The sequence below is a fragment of the Chryseobacterium luquanense genome (assembly GCF_026460945.1).
Classification (GTDB): domain Bacteria; phylum Bacteroidota; class Bacteroidia; order Flavobacteriales; family Weeksellaceae; genus Chryseobacterium; species Chryseobacterium luquanense.
The window spans coordinates 141,724-162,874 of record NZ_JAOVZV010000010.1 but is presented as its reverse complement, the minus strand read 5'-3'; the positions used below and the strand labels follow the sequence as shown (position 1 = coordinate 162,874).

The 21,151-nt window shown below is 32.4% G+C and carries 18 protein-coding genes and 4 tRNA genes; 15 read left to right on the top strand and 7 right to left on the bottom strand.

Translation table 11 applies throughout. The annotated features are described in order from the left end of the window. Positions 1 to 15: 15 nt before the first annotated feature. From OEA66_RS10925 to OEA66_RS10920, 3 genes are all read left to right on the top strand, one after another. Positions 16 to 264 (top strand): GxxExxY protein, encoded by a 249-nt coding sequence (locus OEA66_RS10925; RefSeq protein ID WP_267281398.1) that lies wholly within the window; start codon positions 16 to 18, stop codon positions 262 to 264. Further along, positions 260 to 424, top strand: a complete 165-nt coding sequence (locus OEA66_RS20525) for a GxxExxY protein (protein ID WP_375379298.1) — start codon at positions 260 to 262, stop codon at positions 422 to 424. Before OEA66_RS10925 ends, OEA66_RS20525 begins: the two co-directional genes overlap by 5 nt. A 175-nt stretch (positions 425 to 599) precedes the next feature. Further along, positions 600 to 1,895: a glycosyltransferase family protein gene (locus tag OEA66_RS10920; protein WP_267281397.1), complete on the top strand. Its 1,296-nt coding sequence runs from the start codon at positions 600 to 602 to the stop codon at positions 1,893 to 1,895. On the opposite strand, the gene OEA66_RS10915 is transcribed toward OEA66_RS10920, so the two are convergent. After that, complete coding sequence (locus OEA66_RS10915) at positions 1,896 to 2,531, bottom strand: hypothetical protein (protein WP_267281396.1); 636 nt, start codon at positions 2,529 to 2,531, stop codon at positions 1,896 to 1,898. Positions 2,532 to 2,705: 174 nt separating this feature from the next. Here OEA66_RS10915 and OEA66_RS10910 point away from each other — a divergent pair, with 174 nt between their 5' ends. After that, positions 2,706 to 3,689, top strand: coding sequence for a YpdA family putative bacillithiol disulfide reductase (locus tag OEA66_RS10910; protein WP_267281395.1), 984 nt, complete (start codon positions 2,706 to 2,708; stop codon positions 3,687 to 3,689). Positions 3,690 to 3,728: 39 nt separating this feature from the next. Beyond that, positions 3,729 to 4,721: a S41 family peptidase gene (locus tag OEA66_RS10905; RefSeq protein ID WP_267281394.1), complete on the top strand. Its 993-nt coding sequence runs from the start codon at positions 3,729 to 3,731 to the stop codon at positions 4,719 to 4,721. Between the two features lie 6 nt (positions 4,722 to 4,727). On the opposite strand, the gene OEA66_RS10900 is transcribed toward OEA66_RS10905, so the two are convergent. From OEA66_RS10900 to fbp, 5 genes are all read right to left on the bottom strand, one after another. Further along, positions 4,728 to 6,758, bottom strand: coding sequence for a TonB-dependent receptor (locus tag OEA66_RS10900; RefSeq protein ID WP_267281393.1), 2,031 nt, complete (start codon positions 6,756 to 6,758; stop codon positions 4,728 to 4,730). A 116-nt stretch (positions 6,759 to 6,874) separates the two neighbouring features. Continuing rightward, the gene (locus OEA66_RS10895) at positions 6,875 to 8,107 is read right to left on the bottom strand and encodes an MFS transporter (protein WP_375379297.1); all 1,233 of its coding nucleotides are present in this window, start codon (positions 8,105 to 8,107) and stop codon (positions 6,875 to 6,877) included. Between the two features lie 211 nt (positions 8,108 to 8,318). Further along, positions 8,319 to 9,992 carry a glutamine--tRNA ligase/YqeY domain fusion protein gene (locus OEA66_RS10890; RefSeq protein WP_267281391.1) on the bottom strand — a complete coding sequence of 558 codons (1,674 nt, stop codon included), beginning with the start codon at positions 9,990 to 9,992 and terminating at the stop codon, positions 8,319 to 8,321. Between the two features lie 234 nt (positions 9,993 to 10,226). Then, positions 10,227 to 11,231, bottom strand: coding sequence for an o-succinylbenzoate synthase (locus tag OEA66_RS10885; RefSeq protein ID WP_267281390.1), 1,005 nt, complete (start codon positions 11,229 to 11,231; stop codon positions 10,227 to 10,229). Continuing rightward, the gene (fbp, locus tag OEA66_RS10880) at positions 11,232 to 12,248 is read right to left on the bottom strand and encodes a class 1 fructose-bisphosphatase (RefSeq protein WP_267266744.1); all 1,017 of its coding nucleotides are present in this window, start codon (positions 12,246 to 12,248) and stop codon (positions 11,232 to 11,234) included. Positions 12,249 to 12,552: 304 nt separating this feature from the next. On the opposite strand from fbp, the gene OEA66_RS10875 reads away from it, so the two are divergent. From OEA66_RS10875 to OEA66_RS10835, 9 genes are all read left to right on the top strand, one after another. Next, positions 12,553 to 13,791 (top strand): aspartate kinase, encoded by a 1,239-nt coding sequence (locus tag OEA66_RS10875; protein WP_267281389.1) that lies wholly within the window; start codon positions 12,553 to 12,555, stop codon positions 13,789 to 13,791. A 22-nt stretch (positions 13,792 to 13,813) separates the two neighbouring features. Continuing rightward, positions 13,814 to 15,655, top strand: a complete 1,842-nt coding sequence (locus OEA66_RS10870; RefSeq protein WP_267281388.1) for a bifunctional lysophospholipid acyltransferase family protein/GNAT family N-acetyltransferase — start codon at positions 13,814 to 13,816, stop codon at positions 15,653 to 15,655. A gap of 97 nt (positions 15,656 to 15,752) precedes the next feature. After that, positions 15,753 to 15,825, top strand: a tRNA-Phe gene (locus OEA66_RS10865). A 62-nt stretch (positions 15,826 to 15,887) separates the two neighbouring features. Beyond that, positions 15,888 to 15,960: transfer RNA gene (locus tag OEA66_RS10860), tRNA-Phe, on the top strand. Positions 15,961 to 16,022: 62 nt separating this feature from the next. After that, a tRNA-Phe gene (locus OEA66_RS10855) sits at positions 16,023 to 16,095 on the top strand. A gap of 62 nt (positions 16,096 to 16,157) precedes the next feature. Beyond that, positions 16,158 to 16,230: transfer RNA gene (locus OEA66_RS10850), tRNA-Phe, on the top strand. Positions 16,231 to 16,342: 112 nt separating this feature from the next. Continuing rightward, positions 16,343 to 17,521 (top strand): thioredoxin family protein, encoded by a 1,179-nt coding sequence (locus OEA66_RS10845; RefSeq protein ID WP_267281387.1) that lies wholly within the window; start codon positions 16,343 to 16,345, stop codon positions 17,519 to 17,521. 11 nt (positions 17,522 to 17,532) lie between these two features. After that, positions 17,533 to 18,183, top strand: coding sequence for a DUF3575 domain-containing protein (locus OEA66_RS10840; RefSeq protein WP_267281386.1), 651 nt, complete (start codon positions 17,533 to 17,535; stop codon positions 18,181 to 18,183). A 1-nt stretch (position 18,184) separates the two neighbouring features. Then, positions 18,185 to 18,391 carry a hypothetical protein gene (locus OEA66_RS10835; protein WP_267281385.1) on the top strand — a complete coding sequence of 69 codons (207 nt, stop codon included), beginning with the start codon at positions 18,185 to 18,187 and terminating at the stop codon, positions 18,389 to 18,391. Between the two features lie 51 nt (positions 18,392 to 18,442). Here the strand turns inward: OEA66_RS10835 and OEA66_RS10830 are convergent, their stop codons facing one another. Continuing rightward, the gene (locus tag OEA66_RS10830; RefSeq protein WP_267281384.1) at positions 18,443 to 19,639 is read right to left on the bottom strand and encodes an exo-beta-N-acetylmuramidase NamZ family protein; all 1,197 of its coding nucleotides are present in this window, start codon (positions 19,637 to 19,639) and stop codon (positions 18,443 to 18,445) included. 4 nt (positions 19,640 to 19,643) lie between these two features. On the opposite strand from OEA66_RS10830, the gene OEA66_RS10825 reads away from it, so the two are divergent. Then, complete coding sequence (locus tag OEA66_RS10825) at positions 19,644 to 20,873, top strand: ABC transporter permease (protein WP_267281383.1); 1,230 nt, start codon at positions 19,644 to 19,646, stop codon at positions 20,871 to 20,873. Positions 20,874 to 21,151: the final 278 nt, after the last annotated feature.

Here is a 21,151-nt window from a genome sequence, read left to right as displayed (position 1 = left end):
AGTTTAAAAAAGCTTATGATTACTCAAAAATACATAACAGATCTTACCTATAGAATTAATGGAGCTTGTATTGAAGTTCATAAAATTTTAGGTGCGGGTTTAGCTGAAGTAGTTTATCATAAAGCATTAGAAAAGGAATTCAAATTAAGAGGTATCAATTTTAAATCTGAATTCCAAATTTCTGTTATTTATAAAGATGAGTATTTAGATTGTGATTTTAAATGTGATTTTTTTATTGAAAATTTAATTATTTTTAGAAATTAAATCTGTTGCTTCAATTTTAGATATTCATAAATCACAAGTTATAAATTATATGAACTTACTAAAAGCTCCTAAAGGAATTTTGGTCAATTTTAATGTAAAAAATCTATATCATTTTGGTCAGGAAACATTTATTAATAAATATTTTGACCAATATGATTAAAATAATAATCTTCTAATTTTTAAACCGCAAAAGAAACAAAAGACAAGAATCGTCTTAAGATACCCAAAAGCCTACAAAATGTAATTTCTAATAATTTAAACTTTCATTTTGCTTTCTTTTGAAAAACTAAAAAATACAATTAATCTTTTGCTTCTTTTGCGGCTAAAATAAAATAATGTCTACAGATAAAAGAATCCTTATCATTACTTATTATTGGCCACCTGCGGGAGGACCGGGAGTTCAACGATGGCTTAAATTTGCAAAATACCTTCCAGAATTTGGCTGGAAACCTGTCATCTATACTCCGGAAAACCCAAGTTATCCTTTGTTGGACGAAAGTTTAATGAAAGACGTTCCGCAAGATTTAGAAATTATAAGAACAAAAATATGGGAACCTTATCAACTTGCTGAAAAACTGAATAAAAGTAATAAAAAATTCAAAGCAGGGCAGTTTGATGTTGGAAAAAACCAAAATTGGAAATCCAAGCTTTCGATTTGGGTAAGAGGAAATTTTTTCATTCCTGATGCTCGAGTTTTTTGGGTAAAACCTTCCACAGAATTTCTCGAAAAGTATTTGAAAGAAAACAAAATTGAAACGATTGTTACTTCGGGACCACCGCATTCAATGCATTTGATTGGTTTAAATTTAAAAAAGATCATGCCCAATTTGAAGTGGATTGCAGATTTCCGTGATCCATGGACTGAAATTTCATATTATAAACATTTAAAACTCACCAACAGATCGGATAAAAAACACCGTTTTTTGGAAAGTGAAGTTTTTAAAAATGCGGATATTACTTTGGCAACAAGCTACACCGATGCAGAAAATTTCCGTAAAAACGGAGCGAATGCGTTCTGTATTACCAATGGTTTTGATGAGGCAGATTCAAATTCTAAAATCCTCACACCCTCAAATTCTCAAATCCATTTCATTTTAAGCTACATCGGAGTTTTAGAACAATTAAGAAATCCTGAAAACCTTTGGAAAGCGCTAAATAATTTAGTTAAAACGAACTCAGATTTTGCTGAAAACTTCAGTTTAAAATTTGTTGGAAGAATCGATGACAAAATTTTAGAAACGCTTGAAAATTCAAATTTAAAAAATCACATTTTAAATCTTGGTTACGTTTCTCACGACAAAGCTGTTGACGAGATGGCAAATTCTTCTGTATTATTAATTACAAATTTCCCAAATGATTCTTCAAAAGGAATTATTCCCGGAAAAATATTTGAATATTTGGCAACTGGGAAACAAATTATTTCTTTTGGGCCTAATCAAGCCGATGTTTTAAAAATTTTAGACGAGACAAAAGCCGGGAAGCATTTTGGGTATAATGATTCCAAAGAAATTGAAGATTTTCTTTTAGAGAAATTTGACCTTTGGAAAAATGGAAATCTTTCAGAAAACACAGAAAATATTGAACAATTTTCAAGAAAAAATTTAACGAAACAGCTTTCTGAAATATTGTAATTAAATCGTCCACTCATCATTGATAACGGCAACTATATAATATTTACCTTCAAATTCTTCAAAAACAAAGCGAAGTGCATTCCAATCCATTCCGCTATTTTTTTCTGAACCGGCAATATAGTTTTCTGTAAAATTGGTATTGGGATACGTTTCTTTTAGATTATTAAGAGAATTTCCGCCACCTAAGAATTTATTGAATGAATATTCTGATTTGGTAAAATCTTTTTTAAATACCCATTTTTTCATATATTGATCAACTGTTGCTTTATAAATTTCACCAGACCCATCACGAGATCCCCAAGTAAAAATAGTTTTTGTAAGAAAATATTTCTCAAAATCGGCTTTAGAAAAATACTTATCTTCACTTTTGTTCACAAACGCATACATTGAAAATCTGACGCCTTTTTGAGGATGAATGTAATTGGCAAAAACATCGTAATAACCTACTTTCAAGGCTTGCAACAACTCATCATTCGTCTTTTTTAGCGCAACTTCTGTTGAAAATGAATCCTGTTCGGTTTCATTTCTCTCATTGGTTCTTTTAAGATTATCTGTGGAGACGGTTGGGCTTTTATCTTGTTTCTTGTCACAAGACAAAACTGCTAAAATTAAAACCATTGCAAAAGCCTTTTTCATAGTAAAATTTTATAGAAAAGTTCAAAAGGAATGCCAGTTTTGAGGTTTTTGATTTGAAAGTCTGAGAGTTTGGTTGATTAAGTGGTTTATATAGAAAGATTAAATATGATGACATTTGTTTTTTCGATAGCTATTTTGCTATTTATCATAAAGGCTTTTTAGTATTTTTGATATATGGAAATTTTAGACATTCTCATTATCGGAGCGGGACCAATTGGTCTGAACTGTGCTCTCGAAGCTAAAAAAAATAATCTCAATTATTTGATTACAGAAAAAGGAACAATTGTCAATTCTTTGTACAATTATCCTTTATACATGAAGTTTTTTTCTACGGCTGACAAACTGGAAATTGACGAGATTCCGTTTATTACAACTGCTCCAAAACCCGGAAGACAGGATGCTTTAGAATATTATCAGGGAATTGCAAGACAGAAAAACGTCAATATTAATCTTTATGAAAAAGTTTTAAAGGTTTCCAAAAACGGAGAAACTTTCGAAGTTGAAACTTCAAAATCAAAATATTTAGCAAAAAACGTCATTATCTCAACAGGATTTTATGATATTCCGAATCTGATGAATATTCCAGGTGAAAATCTTGAGAAAGTTAAACACTATTATACCGAGCCTTATCCTTTCGCTAAACAAAAAATTATCGTAGTGGGTTCAAGTAATTCATCAGTTGATGCAGCTTTGGAAACCTATCGAAAAGGTGCAGAAGTCACGATGATTATCCGTAATTCTGAGATTGCTCCTAATGTAAAATACTGGGTGAAACCTGATATTGAAAACAGAATTGCAGAAGGAAATATTATTGCACATTTTAATTCTGAACTGATTGAAATTAAAGCAAATTCTGTGATTTTTAAAGATGAAAACGGGAAAATTAATGAGATTGAAAATGATTTTGTTTTGGCAATGACGGGTTATCTTCCCGATTTTGATTTTCTTAAAAACTCAGGAATTAACTTACAAGGAGATTGCCTAAAACCATTTTATAATGAAGAAACAATGGAAACCAATGTTCCGAATTTATATTTAGCGGGCGTAGTTTGTGGCGGGAAAGACACGCACCTTTGGTTTATAGAGAATTCCAGAATTCATGCGGAAATTATTATCAAAAATATTATTTCCAAAAATCATCATTCAAGAAAAATTTAATAATAAAATAGTTTTATTTTTAGATACTTAAATTCTACTATGAAAAAGCTGATTATTTTTACTTTCATTACGACTTTTTTTTCAATTCAAACTTTTGCGCAATCAGATAGCATTAAAGTTTATGTTACTCAGGCATTAAAGATCATGAAAAATAAATCTGTCAATAAAGGTAAACTGAATTGGGAAGATATATTTGCTAAAACTTTAACCGAGTCATCAAAGGCAAAAACGATTAAAGAAACTTATCCCGCTATAAAAAATGCATTAAGTTCTTTAAATGATTCACATTCTAATTTTTATCCCGAAAATGTGGTAAAAGCTTATACTTTAGGCTATAAAGCTACCGGACAGGAATTCCCCGTAATTAAAAGTGAACTTCTTGAAAACCAATATGCATACATCAGTTTACCCGATATTGGATCTTTTAACAAAGGTGATTGGAATTTATACATCAATACTTTTTATGCGAAAGTTAATGACCTCCAAAAGCATAATCCAAAAGGTTGGATTATTGACTTGAGAGGAAACTTCGGAGGAATGCTTTATCCGATGTATGCTGCGATTGCGCCATTTCTAGATAACAAAAATGTAGTGGGTACAAAAGATGCTGAAGGCAAAATCGAATATTACAATTATAAAAAAGGTAGATTTTATGAAGGTTCTACAGCAACACAATTATTCCAGTTGACACAAAAAGAACCCAAACCTATAAAAAAACCAGTCGCAATATTGGTAAATAAAGTAACAGGAAGTTCAGCCGAATTTATTACCGCTGCATTCGTAGGGCAAAAAAATACTAAAATAATCGGGACAAATACCCAAGGTTTAACATCCGGAAATCAGGAATATAAATTATCCGACGGATCTTTTCTTGTACTTACTATCGGAAATATTGTTGACAGAACAGGTAAAGAATACACGAAAATCGGGGAAGGAATTTCTCCGGATATCTCCATCGAAAAATCAACAGATGAGGTAAAAACTAATGAAACTTACCTGAAAAAAACATTTGAGTTTATCGATAATAAATAGTAGCAATTAAAAATCAACCTTCATTCCCAAAACGAAAATTCTTTTTGCAGCTGGATTGTAATATCGGTTTCCAAAAGCGTTAACATCAAAACCTAAAACATAATCTTCATTATACAAATTCTGAATTTGAAGATATAGATTAACCTTCGTTTTTTCAAAGTCTAACGGAAATCTGAACTGAATATTTCCAATTAAATTTGATTCTGACCAAACAGAATTGGCGTCATTCAAAGGCATTTTTGAAGTGTAAAAATGAGAATAATCAACATTTAACTTTTTGAAAAAAGTAAAATTTAGTAAACTATTTATTGTTGTTTTTGGAACTCCCGTTAAATCATTTCCGGAAAAATCGTTTTGGTTTTGCTGATAATTTTTAAATTTAAAATCATAAAAGCTTCCTGAAAATCTGAATTTAAAATGACTAAAAAAATCATTTTTGAGATTAAAATTTTTCGATTCTAAAAGAAACTCTACCCCTTTTTGAACTGTCTCTCCTGAATTGACGAAAAATTCTTGTCCGGCTTCATTTTGCCTTCTTACAATTGCATCTTTCATGCGAAAATCAAAATAACTACCTTCTATAAAAATAAAATTTCCAAACTGTTTTCGGATTCCGACTTCTTTATTCAAGCCATATTCCGGACTTAAATTTTGATTAAATTGCTGCGTTGAAGAACGGATTTCTTCACTCGTAGGTGCCGAATTTCCTTTTCCAATTTTGCCTCTCGCCGAAAAACCTTTTCCTAATAAATAATTTACTCCAAAATTGGGAAGCCATTGATTTTTGAAATGAATATTGCCGTTTTCGTTCCCTGGATAACGCCTTTCCCAATCGTAAGAATTTGAATTTAAGCTAATAGAAACATCTGTAAAAAGCTTTCCATTAAAATTCAATTTTTGGGAAAGAAAATAGAATCCTGAAATATTTTTCAATTGATCAAAATTCTGCGGATTACCTTCAATTCCTCTATTGTTATCGTAATTTTTAATTAAAATATCATTAATTCCGCCTTCAAAACCAAATCGGTAAGCTAAAGAAATTTTGTCCCAGCTTTTTTCATAATTAAAATGCGTTCTCAAAGCAAAATTCTTTTCAAACCGATTTTCAAAATTGGTGATAAATGGATTTTCAAAATCGACATAAGAACCCTGAACTAAAAGAAAATGCGAGAAATTTTGATTAAACTGATATTCATTTGAAAGTCCTGCTAAAACCATTTTATTTCTGATTCCTGCATCCTGTTCCTGAGCTCCCGGAACTGTCGCTGTTTTGGGTCTCGCCAGTTTTCTGTTGAAATTCATTTGCTCTAAAGTCAGTCCGCCCGGAGTTTGATAATCGAGATCAGAATACATCAATATTCCTTTCAATAATCCTTTTTCAGAATACTGAAAATTATCTTTTAAGAAAATTTGTTTCCTCTGAACTTTTGACTGTTCACGATAAGAATCCGTTTGATAATAATTTTGGAAAACTTCCAGAAAGTGTTTTCCCACTTGCTTTGAAAAATCAAAACTTTGATTAAATGTTCCATAACTTCCCACCGATAAATTCGCATGAAGATTATCTGTACTCTTCGTTTTTAAAAGGATCGTTCCGCCTGTAACTGCACCGTAATCTCCACTTTCAGGACCTTTGTAAATTTCCATTCTGTCAATAAGTTCGGGAGAAACAACATTGAAATAAGTATTTCCGGAAGCATCAGATAAAATAAAGTCATCAAGATAAACTTTTACATTCCGAACACCGAAAGGTGACCTTAAAGTACTTCCACGAAGAGAAATTCTATAACTTCCCGGTGAACGCTCTTCCATTCTTGCCCCTGCAATCTGATTGATAGATTCAAGCATTCTTTCGGAGGTATTTTGATTTAATAAATTTTTAGAAATTACCGAAACCGATTTGGTAGATGAAATAAATGTTGTCGGTTTTTTATAGGCATCTATTTTTACTTCAGAAATCAAAGTTGCAGTATCTCTTTTTTGAGAAAATAAAAATGATGCGGAAAATAAGGAAATGAGGAAGTATAATTTTGCCATTGGTGTTGCTATGCAAAAATTGTACTTTCTTTATTCACTACAAATTAAATTTTGTGAATATTAAGTTTTAATTAAAAAAGCCGCAGATTTGCAGCTTTTTCAATATATTTCAAGGGTTATTCTAGTATTTCTTTTCTGTCTTTAATCATCCAGGGAACAATAAAATAAAAAGCTATAGCAATTCCGGTTGCCACAATTCCTGTTCCGATCCAAAGAATTGTGAATCCTAATTTATCGGCAATTAAAGTTCCCAAATAAGGGGTTACAATAAAGGCGATTGAAAAAGAAATCCCGTTCAAACCCATGTAAGCTCCTTTGTTGTTTTTACCTGAGCGTAAAGCCGTAATTGTCGACATAAATGGCAGCGCCCAAATTTCTCCCACTGATAATAAAGTCATCGAAAATACCAATGTTAAAATGCTGTAATCGAAACCAAGCATGGCGTAAGATAGACCGCAAATGAAAGTTCCAAAAAACATTGTTCGGGCTAAATTTAAATACTTTTCGGCAACCTGAACCAATCCCATTTCAAGTAAAACCACGATGAAGCCACTATATCCCAAAAGATAACCTATATTTTGCTGGCTTAACTGTGCTGTGTCTTTATAAAAAATAGTCAACGTACTGAATAGCTGAAAGAAACATATCGCAAACAACATACATAAAAAACAATAAACAAGAAATTTACCATCTCGATACGGAGAGTTTTCTTTTTTTATTTCAACCACTTCTGTTATTTTTCTAGCTTTTAATTTGGCTAACTTGTTTCGTTTTCTAAAGAAAATGATATATAAAATCCCCGCTGCTAAAGCTGCCAAAGCATTGGAGTAAAACAAAAAATCGTACGAAATTGCAGATAAAATCCCACCCAAAGCCGGACCGATGGAAAATCCTAAATTGACTGCCATCCTATTTAATGAAAAAGCTCTTGTAATATTTTCCGGCTTTGCATATTTTGTGATTGCCACTGAATTCGCAGGACGAAACGCATCGCTTACAATACTTTGCAATAAAATAATAGCAGCAACTCCAACTTCAGTTTTGAAAATTGGAATTAAACAAAATAAAGGAACGCTCAATAATAAGCTAATATATTGAACTTTATATTCCCCAATTCTGTCGGTGATGAATCCACCAAGCCACGAACCGATTACGGAACCAATTCCGAAAAAGCTTAGAACAATTCCAGTATTTTCTATACTGAATTTTAAATGTGCAGTCATATAAACTCCCAAAAAAGGAAGTACCATCGAACCTGCACGGTTGATGAGCATTACCAACGCGAGCATCCAACTTTCTTTCGAAAGTCCTTTGAATGAGTTGGTATATAGATGTATAAGTTTCACAATTTCTGATATTTGATAATTAAATTAACATCGTCACTTAGAATAGATTTAAAAAAACGTATTGAGAAGTTGTTGAGTTTTATCCCAATTAGTTTATATTATTGTTTCTCGATACATTTTTCTTCATTTCGTTTCGAAAAATACTCGAATTGACGAAAAAAAACAGGACTTAAAAAATTAAGCCCTGTTTCATTTATATGGTATAAATAAATTTTTACTCCGGCTTATAAGAGTCTTTTAACGTTACAGTTCTATTGAATACAAAATTTGTATCTGTTGAATCCTGATCTTTCGTGAAATAGCCAATTCTCTGGAATTGAAGAGGTTCTCCAACTGCCACATCCTTTAAGCTAGGCTCACCAAATCCTTGAATTATATTGACAGAATCAGGATTAATGAAATTTAAGAAATCTACATCTTTCTCTGCATCAGGTTGTTCCACAGTGAATAATTTCTCGTAATTTCTTACTTCTACAGGAATTGCGTGTTTTGCAGAAACCCAATGAATCGTACCTTTTACTTTTCTTAAACTTTCCTCAGTTCCGCTTCCAGATTTAGACTTTTCGTCATACGATGCGTAAATTGTCGTGATTTCTCCATTTTCGTCCTTTTCTACTCTTTCACCTTTGATGATGTAAGCAGATTTTAAACGAACTTCGCCTCCTAATCTTAGTCTAAAGAATTTGTTACCAGCTTCTTCCTTGAAATCTTCACGCTCAATATATAATTCTCTTGAGAACGGAATTTCTCTCGTTCCTGCATCTTCCTGCTCGTTATTATTTTCGGTAGTTAACCATTCTTCCTGACCTTCCGGATAGTTTTCAATGACCAATTTAATAGGGTCTATAACCGCCATTACACGCTTTGCAATCTTATTTAAATCTTCACGAACGCAGAAATCTAACAATTGAATCTCAATTAAATTTTCTCTTTTTGCAACGCCAACTTTATCAATGAAATTTCTGATAGCTGTAGCTGTAAAACCTTTTCTACGCATACCTGAAATCGTAGGCATTCTCGGATCGTCCCAACCATTGACTACATTTTCAGCAATCAGCCTTTGTAGTTTTCTTTTGGAAGTAATCATATAAGAAACGTTCATCCTGGCAAATTCTCTTTGCTTGTTTTTAACCCTTCCTTTTTCATAAACCTGATCTAAATACCAATTGTACAAAGGTCTGTGGTTTTCAAACTCTAAAGAGCAAAGCGAGTGTGAAATTTGTTCGATATAATCAGATTCACCATGAGCCCAGTCGTACATCGGGTAGATTTTCCATGCTGTACCGGTTCTGTGGTGAGGTTTATTCAAAATTCTGTACATCACAGGGTCACGCATATTCATATTTGGTGAAACCATGTCGATTTTTGCACGAAGAGACATTGAACCACTTTCGAATTCCCCGTTTTTCATCTTTTCAAATAAATCTAAAGACTCTTCAACAGGACGGTTTCTGAATGGAGATTCAATTCCCGGTTCTGCAGGATTTTTTCTTTGTTCGGTAATAATTTCAGACGGTTGCTCATCAACATAAGCTTTTCCTTCTTTAATTAACTGAACTGCCCAATCATAAAGCTGCTGGAAGTAATCGGATGCATACAAGACTTTATCCCATTTGAAACCCAACCATTCAACGTCTTTCATGATAGAATCTACGAATTCCTGCTCTTCTTTTTCAGGGTTCGTATCGTCGAAACGAAGGTTTACGGGAGCATTGTATTTTTCACCCAAACCGAAGTTGATGCAGATCGCTTTTGTATGACCTACATGCAGATAACCGTTGGGTTCAGGCGGAAAACGGAAACGGATCTGATCGTTTTTCAGACCGTTTGCCAAATCATCTTCTATAATTTGCTCAATAAAATTGAGAGATTTTTTTTCTTCTTCCATTAAAATTCGCTTTAAAATGTCGTATTATACAACAATTTGCAAATTTAGGAAAATTTAAGATGGTATGAAAATGAATATTTAAGACTAAATTCACACAGAATTGAAAATAATTAACGATCTTTACTGTAGAAAAATTAGACATCAAATCACCATGAAACAGATTAAAAAACAGCTGTCTTATATTATTGAATATATTAAGAAAGCAATTTTCATTGACGGTATAATTTAATCCGACTAGCTTTTGTAAAAAAGTTTCTCACCTTTAAGTTCTAAAAAGCTCTTGAAATTATTGGTAAACAAACTCCCAGTTCCTAAACCTTGAGGCATTTGATTACATTTTGTAAATGTGTATTGCGCGATAGCATTCAACCCAATATTACTTTCCAAAGCTGAAGTAATCCACCAACCGATATTTTGTTGTTCAGCTTGAGATATCCATTCATCACAACCTGAAAAACCTCCAACCAAAGCCGGTTTTAAAATAATATATTGTGGTTTTATTGTTTCTAAAAGCTTTTTCTTTTCACTAAAATCAATTATCCCTATTAATTCTTCATCTAATGCAATTGGAGTTGGAGTTTCTGCACATAGATCTGCCATATCATTCCAGTTTCCAGCTTTTATGGGTTGCTCAATTGAATGGATATCTAAATCTGCCAATTGCTGTAAAACAACCTTAGCTTCATCTTTAGTGAAACCTCCATTCGCATCAACCCGAAGCTCGAGCTGATTTTTTGAAAATTTATGTCTTAATTTTTGAAGAATTTGATGTTCTGATTTCCAATCGACACCGATTTTAAGTTTAATACAATGAAAACCTTGATCCAGTTTTTCCTGAATCTGTTCTTCCATAAAATCAATATCTCCCATCCAAATCAATCCATTAATAATGATCGGAGTTTTTCCTTCAGTAAATTCACTTGAAAAATAAAGATTTTTGCCATTTTTAAAATTTAAAACAGCCTGCTCATAACCAAACCAAATTGATGGAAATTCTTTTAATTCATCCTTTAAATATTCAGAATCTCGATTAATATTTTCACAAAGCCATTGCAGTTTTTCTTCATAATCAGGTTTATCATCAAAACTTAATCCTCTGAAAATTGCACATTCTCCTACTCCTTTTTTATCATCCTGAAAAATTTCAAGAATAAAAGTCTCTTTTTCAAGCAAAACGCCGCGAGATGTTCCACTCGGGCGTTTGAATTTTAATAAATATTTGTAATATTCTGCTATCATTTATTTTACGCTGTCAATTCGCATAAATTCTTCTGCCTTTTCTACCATATCAATACTCCCAGCAAAAAACGGAATCCTTTGATGCAATTCGGTAGGTTCTACCTCCATAATTCTCCTGAATCCGTCTGTAGCTTTTCCACCCGCTTGCTCAGCCAAAAATGCCATCGGATTACATTCATACAACAATCTCAATTTTCCGTTAGGAGACTGACCGTAAGATGGATAAATATAAATACCTCCTTTCAACATATTTCTGTGGAAATCGGCAACTAACGAACCAATATATCTTGATGTATAAGGACGATCTCCTTCTTCCATCTGACAATATTTAAGATAATTTTTTACACCTTGAGGAAATTTGATATAATTCCCTTCGTTGATTGAATAAATTTTCCCTGTTTTCGGGAAAGTCATATTCGGATGAGAAAGATAATATGTTCCTAAAGACGGATCAAGTGTAAATCCGTTTACTCCGTTTCCAGTAGTGTAAACAATCATTGTAGAAGACCCATAAATAACATAACCTGCTGCAATCTGATTAATCCCTTTTTGTAAAAAATCTTCAAGCTGAACCGGAGTTCCAGGCTCTGTAACCCTTCTGTAAATTGAAAAAATTGTTCCTACAGAAACGTTTACATCAATATTTGAAGAGCCATCAAGCGGATCTATTAAAACCACATATTTACTCAAATGACCGTTTTCACCACATTTAATATCAATAAAATCGTCATTCTCTTCAGAAGCAATTCCGCAGACAACCTCTCTCTGAGATAGTGCTGTGATAAAAATATCATTGGCAATAACATCTAGCTTCTGCTGTTCTTCACCTTGAATATTCTGGTTTCCTGCAGCACCTGTAATATCTACAATTCCTGCTTTGTTTACTTCTCTGTTTACAACTTTTGAAGCTAATCTTATTGCACTCAGAAGACGTGAAAATTCTCCCGTAGAATACTGGAAATCTTCCTGTTTATCAATAAGAAATTCTCCTAAAGTTTGTAATGACTGATCTGACATAATTTTCTTTTTACACTTTTCCCAAATTTCGTAAAATTTATCTTATTTAAGAAATAAATATTAAAATAGACTTTAACATCTGTATATCAAAACTATACAAGCAAAAACAAATCAGACAACATGAAAATTTAAATTTTAAAACTCCCCAAATCATTACAGTAACCACACTATTTGGAGACAAATTTTGATTTTAATAAAATCTTAATTATATCGCGCTCGCTGCCTATTTCATATCTCGGTGTAAATTTATAATTTTGACATCTTAAAATTTCGATAATCTAACAATTTTATTTTTAATACTTTAATGAAAATTTTCAAGTTTGGTGGAGCATCTGTAAAAGATGCTCAAAGTGTAAAAAATGTTTCTATGGTTCTTCAAAGTCAAGGCTTTGAGAAATGTCTGCTTGTAATTTCGGCGATGGGTAAAACCACAAATGCGCTGGAAAAAGTGGTTGAAATGTACTTTAAGAAAGATAACTATCAAACAGAAATTGAAGAAATAAAACAGAAACACATCGAAATAGCTCAAGGGCTTTTTGCAGAAGATCATGCGGTATTTGCAGAAATTAATCTATTTTTTGATGATATTGATTCATTTTTAAGAAGAAATAAATCTCCCAACTACAATTTTGTTTATGATCAGGTTGTAAGTTGTGGCGAAATGATTTCCACTAAAATTGTAAGTGAATATTTAAATGACATTCAGTTTAGCAATCAATGGTTAGACGCAAGAGATTATGTGAAAACTGACGATTCTTATAGAGACGGAGTTGTAAATTGGCAAAAAACTGAAGAATTTATTTCAAATTTAAATCCTGCAATTTGTTATGTAACTCAAGGTTTTATCGGTTCGGATGATAATAATTTTACGGTTACTTTAGGAAGAGAAGGTTCAGATTATTCAGCGGCAATTTTTGCCTATTGTTTAAATGCAGAAGCAATGACGATCTGGAAAGACGTCCCTGGAGTAATGACCGGAGATCCAAGAAAATTCGATGATGTAACTCTTCTTTCAAACATTTCTTATGAAGAAGCAATTGAAATGGCTTATTACGGAGCAAGTGTAATTCATCCAAAAACCTTACAGCCTCTTCAACAAAAAAACATTCCTTTTTATGTAAAATCTTTCGTAGATCCTACAAAAGCAGGAACAAAAGTAGGTGCTTCCGATAAAAACCAAAGTGAAGAATCTTATATCTTAAAAGAACATCAGACTTTATTGAAAATTTCAACAAGAGACTTCTCGTTTATTGCAGAAGACCACATGAGTTTAATTTTCAACAATTTAGCAAAATATAAAATTAAAGTTTCTTTAATGCAGAATTCTGCGATTTCTCTGGAACTCTGTCTTGAAGATAAATTTAATAAAGTGGAGGAGCTAAATGACGAACTTCAAAAAGTTTTTAAAACAGATGTCATAAAAAATGTATCTTTATTTACAGTAAGAAATGCAAAAATGGAAAACATCGACAAATTTTACCAAGGAAAAAGTGTATTATTGGAACAAATTGCAAAAAATACACTGCAAATGGTAACACAATAAAACTAATTTCGACTAAAAACACATGAGCTTAATCTCGAAAAACGATTTAATTAAAGCTTCCGGCTTAAATAAGATAGGTTTCCTGAAAAACCCTGTCGCTTCTGCTGTGATGAGCGTCGCAAAAATCAATCAGGTCAACAGACTTTATGATAAATTAAAAGACAAGGAAGGTAAAGACTTTTTCGATTCATTTGTAAGAGAACGAAACTTAAGTTACATCGCTTTTGAAGAAGATTTGGCAAAAATTCCGAAAACAGGACCGTTTATTTTGGTTTCTAATCACCCTCTTGGTGCAATTGACGGAATTTTAATGTGTAAAATTTTATCTGAAGTTCGCCCGGATTTTAAGGTAATGGGAAATTTTCTTTTAGAAAAAATAAAACCCATGGAGCCTTATGTGATTCCGGTAAATCCTTTTGAAGGAAGAAGAGAGGTTAGAAACAGCTCAACCGGAATGCGCGAAACTTTAAAGCATCTGGAAAACGGCGGTTGTGTAGGAATTTTCCCAGCAGGTGAAGTTTCAAATAAAAATAATCCTTACAGTGAAATTTTAGATAAAGAATGGGAAAAACCAGCTTTAAAGCTCATAAAAATGGCTAAAGTTCCAGTGGTTCCGATGTATTTTCATGCTAAAAACAGCACTTTATTTTATCAGGTTGCAAAGATTCATCCTAATTTGCAGACATTGATGCTTCCTGCAGAAATGATGAACGACAGAGAAAAACCAATCCGTATAAGAATTGGAAAACCTATCACCGTAAAAGTGATGGATGACATGGAAAACATCGAAGAATTGGGAGAATTTCTGAAACGTAAGGTTTACATGATGAAATCTTATTATGAAAAAAGAAAATCTCTTGCACAGGCAATCAATCTGAAAAATCTCTCGATAAAATTTCCATTATTAAAAGAAGAAAATATTGTTCAGAATATTATTGATGAAACTCCAAAAGAAGATCTTTTGAAAGATATCAGTAAAATAAAAGGAACAGACAGAATGCTGTTCAGCAACGGTAATTACGAGATTTATTTTACTCCTTACGAAGAAATACCTTCTATTATGAGGGAAATCGGAAGACAAAGAGAACTTACTTTCCGTGCAGTTGGTGAAGGAAGTAATCTTCCGTTTGATCTTGATGAATACGATAAACATTATCATCATCTTTTTTTATGGGATAATGCTGCTGAAAAATTAGCCGGAGCTTACAGAATGGCTCTGGGTAAAGATGTAATGAAAAAATTCGGTATTAAAGGCTTTTACACAAGTTCTTTATTTGAATTTGAACAAGATATTCATCCGTTTTTCAAGAAGGTTATCGAAATGGGAAGAGCTTACATCTGCGAAGAATATCAGCAGAAACCACTTCCTTTATTCCTTTTATGGCGTGGAATTGTGCATGTTTGCCTGAGAAATCCAGACCATAAATTTTTAATGGGCGGAGTAAGTATTTCTAACAAGTTTTCGGAATTTTCGAAATCTTTGATGATTGAGTTTATGCGCTCCAATTATTACGATTCTGCTGTTGCTCAATACATTACACCACGAAATGACTATAAAGTTAAATTAAGAGAGCGTGACAAAAACTTATTCTTGAACGAAATGGAATCTGATTTAAATAAATTAGATAAAATCATCGATGATCTTGAACCGGAATTGAGAATGCCTGTTTTAATCAAAAAATATATAAAGCAAAACGCAAAAGTAATTGCATTTAATGTTGATCCTAACTTCAATGATGCTATTGATGGCTTGATGTATATTAGAATTAGTGATCTTCCAGAGAGCACAATTAAGCCTGTTTTAGAGGAAATGAGCGAACAAATAAGAAAAGAGCAGGAAAATAATCCATCTGAAAATCAGTAGGTTTTTGCTTAAATTGAAAAAACTTTGATTAATATTTGCTTCATATATCAAAACTTCCTACTTTTGCATCACTTTAAAACAACGAAGTAAAAAGAACGGTTTCTTAGCTCAGTTGGTAGAGCAATGGATTGAAAATCCATGTGTCCCTGGTTCGATTCCTGGAGAAACCACAAAACCGCCTTTCATTAGGCGGTTTTCTTTTCAAAAGTTGAAAATCTAAAGTAAACCAAATGGTTTCTTAGCTCAGTTGGTAGAGCAATGGATTGAAAATCCATGTGTCCCTGGTTCGATTCCTGGAGAAACCACAAAACCGCCTTTCATTAGGCGGTTTTCTTTTCAAAAGTTGAAAATCTAAAGTAAACCAAATGGTTTCTTAGCTCAGTTGGTAGAGCAATGGATTGAAAATCCATGTGTCCCTGGTTCGATTCCTGGAGAAACCACAAAACCGCCTTTCATTAGGCGGTTTTCTTTTCAAAAGTTGAAAATCTAAAGTAAACCAAATGGTTTCTTAGCTCAGTTGGTAGAGCAATGGATTGAAAATCCATGTGTCCCTGGTTCGATTCCTGGAGAAACCACTTAAACCACTCTTTTTCAAGAGTGGTTTTTTTGTTTTATATCTTTTAAAACTGATTCAGTATTCATATACAATCAAAAATAAGTATCTTCGCTTTTCAAAATTTATTTAGAATGAAAAAGATTATCTCCGGATTATTTATTTTTATCAACCTATTTATTTTCGCTCAGGAAGAAGGAATTAAATTTGACCAAAGTAATTTTAAAGATCTTCTTGCAAGAGCAAAAAAAGAAAAAAAGCTTGTTTTTATCGATGCTTATGCAGTTTGGTGTGGCCCATGCAAAATGATGGATAAAAATGTTTTCACCCAAAAATCAGTAGGAGATTATTTCAATAAAAACTTTGTAAGCTCCAGAATCGACATGGAAAAAGGCGAAGGAAGAGAGATTGCTCAAAAATTCTCTGTACGCTCCTATCCTACTTTTCTTTTTTTAAATGGTGACGGCGAATTGATTTCTCAAAATTACGGTTACATGGAGCCAAGTTTATTTCTTTCTATGGTACAAGATGTAAATGCTGTAAATTCAAAGGAGGGTTCATCTAAAGAGAGATTTGCAAAAGGTGAAAAAAGCCCTGAATTTTTAATAAATATCATGAAACTTAATTCGAATTCAGACTATGAATTTGCTAAGAAAGCCTCTGAAAGATATTTTGAAAACAAAAAGAAAGACGAAGAATTAACGAAAGATGATGTTGGACTTTTATTGTATTTTTTGAAGTCATCTGAAGATTCTAATTACAAAACTTTTGTTGCTCGAAAAGCTGAAATAATCAAATTTTTACCTGAAGAAAACTATAATGAGTTTAATAATCAAATGGTCTTAGGTAAAGTGGTTCAGGAATCTATTGACGAAAAGAACAAGAAAATAAACGATGCATATTTTTTGAAAATAGCAGAACCGTTGGTTGGAAAACAAGCAGCTATTACAAAGCTTAATCAAACCAAATTAGCCTATTACGAACAAAACGCTAATTTTCTCGAGTATGAAAAAGCAGCATTGGAATATTATAAAAACTCAGATTCTTTTGAACCCAATGAACTTTTAAAAGCAGCCTGGATTTTTTCAGACAATATTAAAACGAAAACTTCTTTGAAAAGAGCAGCAGAATGGGCTGAGAAATCTGTAATGCGTGGCGAAACATCAGAAAACACTTATATTTTAGCTAAAATATATTTTAATTTAGGAAGTAAAGATTTAGCGAAGAATTTTGCTGAACAATCAAAAAACATTGCCACTCAATCGGGTAAAGATGCAAGTTTAGCAGAAAAATTATTAAGTCAAATTAAATAAAAACTCATATTTTGAAATATAAAATTTTTATTGCGGCATTAAGTTTATTTTCAATAGTAAATATGAATGCTCAGGAAGTTCAGACTGAAGAAACGAAGCCCGAACCTGAGAAAAAGGTATATATAAAAGGGAATGCTTTGTTGATTCCGATTGGTGTTGTTAATCTAGGTTTAGAACATCAAATAACAAAAAATATAACAACTCAGGGAGATATTTTGATATCGCCTTGGAAATCTTTTTCCGGTCATGAATTACAATATTATTCCTTATCATTGGAAGGACGTTATTATTTTGATGAAGCTTTTAACGGATGGTTTTTAGGAGCCAATATAGGAGTTTCTTCTTTTGTTTTGCAAAAATGGAACTATTGGAACGATGACCCTTACCCAAGCAAAAATGAAGAAAATGTAATTTTCACAAAATCAAATCTTTACCAAAAAGGATATTCTTTTTTAGCCGGTATTACCGCAGGTTATCAATTTAAATTATCTGATAACTGGAGAATGGAATTGTATGGAACGATAGGAACTTCCCAGGATTTTTACAAAGGATATGACAGAGTATCAGGAAAAAGATATGATGAAAAACCTGAAGGTTACAACAGAAGTGGTGAAATAATCCCTTACAGAGGCGGGGTAATGATCTCTTACAGACTAAAATAATATGAAATTACTAGGAAGAAACCACATTATTATATCAATTATTACATTTGCTATACTTTTTCTGATGAATTATTTAGGAAATGAAGAAGCAGATAAATTGGAACGTGCATTAATGACTGCTTTTGCAGGAGTTATCGGTTTATCTATCGGACTTTTTATTTTGAATAAAGGGAAGAACGATAAAACACCACCGCAAAATTTTGATTAAATAAAAACATTAATAAAAAAGGTCAACTGTAAAATTACAATTGACCTTTTTTTAATCTTTATAAACAATATATTTTTTTCTGATTTTCTCAAATTTATCCAAATCTGTTTTCCAGGAAAATTTAATTTCTTTTTCCGATTTTCCTGCAATAATTTGTTTTCTCAACTCGTCACTGCCCGCTAATTTATCAAAGAAAAGATTTTTCAGAAAGAAATCCTGCTCAGGATTTTTATAGTTTTTATAAGCTTTAATCAGCCATTCTAAATTTAATTCTCTTAAATCTTTAGAATAGCTCGAAAGATCTTCTCCATAGCATAATTTACCATTCAGGAAAGGATCTTTAGCTCCAGAAGTGGGTTTTGGTGTAAATTGATAAGGCAAATCTTTCGTCCAAGGTGAGCCATAAACCTGAAACGGAATATCCGTTCCTCTTCCTGCAGAAACCTGAGTTCCTTCAAAAAAACATAAGCTCGGATATAAGTTGATCGACTTATCATTCGGCAAATTCGGTGAAGGCTTATCTAAAATGGAATACCGCTTTTTCTTGTGATAATTTTGCATTTCAATCAAAGTATATTTTGCCTGAACTCCATTTTTCAGCCATTTTTCTCCATTTACCATTTTACCATATTCACCGATCGTTAAACCATAAACTACAGGAACTTGGTGCATTCCGACAAAACTTTCCCATTTTTTCTTTAAAACTGGCCCGTCAATATATCCGTCGTGTGGATTTGGTCGGTCTAAAACCATGATTTCGACATTATTTTCAGCTCCGGCTTCCATTAGATAAGTTAGAGTTGATATATACGTGTAAAATCTTACCCCAACATCCTGAATATCAAAAACAACAATATCAAGTCCTTTTAATTGTTCCGGTTTTGGTTTTTTATTTGGTCCGTAAAGAGAGACAATAGGAATTCCGGTTTTTACATCTACTCCGTTTTTCACCTTTTCACCTGCATCGGCATCACCTCTGAAACCGTGCTCAGGAGCGAAAATCGTTTTAATTTTAATATTATTTTTTACTAAAAAATCAACAAGATGTGTCTTATCATTCAGTAATCCGGTTTGGTTAGTCACGATACCAATAGTTTTGTTTTTAAGAAGCGGAAGATATAATTCCGCTCGATCTGCTCCTGTTTTAAAACCGTCTTTATCTGAGGTTTGAGAATAATATTGATTGAATACTCCTAAAAAAATTAGGCAAATAAGAACTAAAGTTCTAATTTTGAAATTTAAATTCATAAGCTTGAAATTTCCATTATATTTCTCCCGAAAAATAGCGTTTTCCAAAGATAACAAAAATAACCTTTCTCGGGTGATCGTCATCATCGGAAGACTTTCTGTGGCTTTGGGAATCATTGTTTCACTCATTACCGTTTCTACAGGATTGGGTTCAAAAAAGGCGATTAAAGAAAGATTAGGAGATTTTAGCGGACATATTACAGTAAGATCAACCAAGTCAAATTCTTCTAATAACACTTCAGTTCTTAATAAAGACGGGTTGGATGTTAAAAGTATAAAAACGCTTCCTGATGTCGCAGCAGTTCAGCAATATGCAATGGTGACAGGAATTATGCGTAATAAACATAGTTTTGCGGGAGTTATCTTCAAGGGGATTGATAAAGATTTTGACAGTTTACGATTTAAAAAATTTCTAATTGCCGGAAAAACTCCTTTTTTCAATGGAGAAGGTTATAATAACGGTGTTGCTATTTCTGAAAAAATTGCCAATGATCTTCATTTGAAAGTAAATGACAGCATTGTAACAGTGTTTTCAAAAGCCGATCAGAAACCTATTTACAGGAATTTTGAAGTAGTCGGAATTTACAAAACCGACATCAAAATGATTGACGATCAGTTTGTGATTGGAGACATCAATCATGTAAGAAGAATTATGGATATGAGTCCTGATCAAATCGGTGGATTAGATATATTTTTTAAAAACATCAATGATGTTGATGAAGATTTCCCTGAAGTTGAAAAGTTTATCGGATATAAAAATTATGCTGAAAAAGCAACCGACAAATATCCGCAAATCAACGATTGGATTGGGCTTTTCGATACTAATATCGGAATTATTATTTCAATTATGCTTTTGGTAGTGATCATTAATATCATCATGGTTTTGTTGATTTTGATTATCGAAAGAACCAACTCAATAGGTTTGCTTAAAACTTTAGGTGCAACCAACGGACAGATTCGTGCAACGTTTATCAATTACACCTTAATTATCATGGTTCCCGGACTTTTATATGGAAATTTGATTGGACTCGGACTTTTATTCATTCAAAAATATACAGGAATTATTAAATTGAATCCTGCTAATTATTATGTGAGCGTTGTTCCGGTTGATTTGAACCCATTATTAATTATTTCAATTTCTATAGGAATTTTGATTATTTCAGGAATGGCTTTGGTGATTCCAAGTTATCTGATCAGTAAGATTTCTCCCGTTAAAGCGATTAAATATAATTAGTAAATGGTGAATCGTCAATTTGTTTCGCTTGTGAATTTTCCGGTTGTTCCAAATTTTTGACTTATTACTAAATTTCTTAGCCCCGATTGAAACGACATCCTTTTTCTGAAATGGCTTTGGAAAAAAGCGTTGGCGAAAAAGATATAGTGGAAAGCGGGAAAAGCTCCTAAAAATCATATTTCTAATAAACTGAATAAACATTTGCCGATTGTTTACTGACGTTTTTGGCGTATTACAAAATTCGCACATAAAGTAAATTACATCTAATCATTTACATA

Coding starts and splice junctions, on each gene's coding strand:
- OEA66_RS10830 (WP_267281384.1), bottom strand. CDS start 19,639: ATGAATTTAAATTTCAAAATTAGAACTTTAGTTCTTATTTGCCTAATT.
- fbp (WP_267266744.1), bottom strand. CDS start 12,248: ATGTCAGATCAGTCATTACAAACTTTAGGAGAATTTCTTATTGATAAA.
- OEA66_RS10835 (WP_267281385.1), top strand. CDS start 18,185: ATGAAATTACTAGGAAGAAACCACATTATTATATCAATTATTACATTT.
- OEA66_RS10885 (WP_267281390.1), bottom strand. CDS start 11,231: ATGATAGCAGAATATTACAAATATTTATTAAAATTCAAACGCCCGAGT.
- OEA66_RS10920 (WP_267281397.1), top strand. CDS start 600: ATGTCTACAGATAAAAGAATCCTTATCATTACTTATTATTGGCCACCT.
- OEA66_RS10925 (WP_267281398.1), top strand. CDS start 16: ATGATTACTCAAAAATACATAACAGATCTTACCTATAGAATTAATGGA.
- OEA66_RS10845 (WP_267281387.1), top strand. CDS start 16,343: ATGAAAAAGATTATCTCCGGATTATTTATTTTTATCAACCTATTTATT.
- OEA66_RS10905 (WP_267281394.1), top strand. CDS start 3,729: ATGAAAAAGCTGATTATTTTTACTTTCATTACGACTTTTTTTTCAATT.
- OEA66_RS10890 (WP_267281391.1), bottom strand. CDS start 9,992: ATGGAAGAAGAAAAAAAATCTCTCAATTTTATTGAGCAAATTATAGAA.
- OEA66_RS10915 (WP_267281396.1), bottom strand. CDS start 2,531: ATGAAAAAGGCTTTTGCAATGGTTTTAATTTTAGCAGTTTTGTCTTGT.
- OEA66_RS10910 (WP_267281395.1), top strand. CDS start 2,706: ATGGAAATTTTAGACATTCTCATTATCGGAGCGGGACCAATTGGTCTG.
- OEA66_RS10870 (WP_267281388.1), top strand. CDS start 13,814: ATGAGCTTAATCTCGAAAAACGATTTAATTAAAGCTTCCGGCTTAAAT.
- OEA66_RS10900 (WP_267281393.1), bottom strand. CDS start 6,758: ATGGCAAAATTATACTTCCTCATTTCCTTATTTTCCGCATCATTTTTA.
- OEA66_RS10875 (WP_267281389.1), top strand. CDS start 12,553: ATGAAAATTTTCAAGTTTGGTGGAGCATCTGTAAAAGATGCTCAAAGT.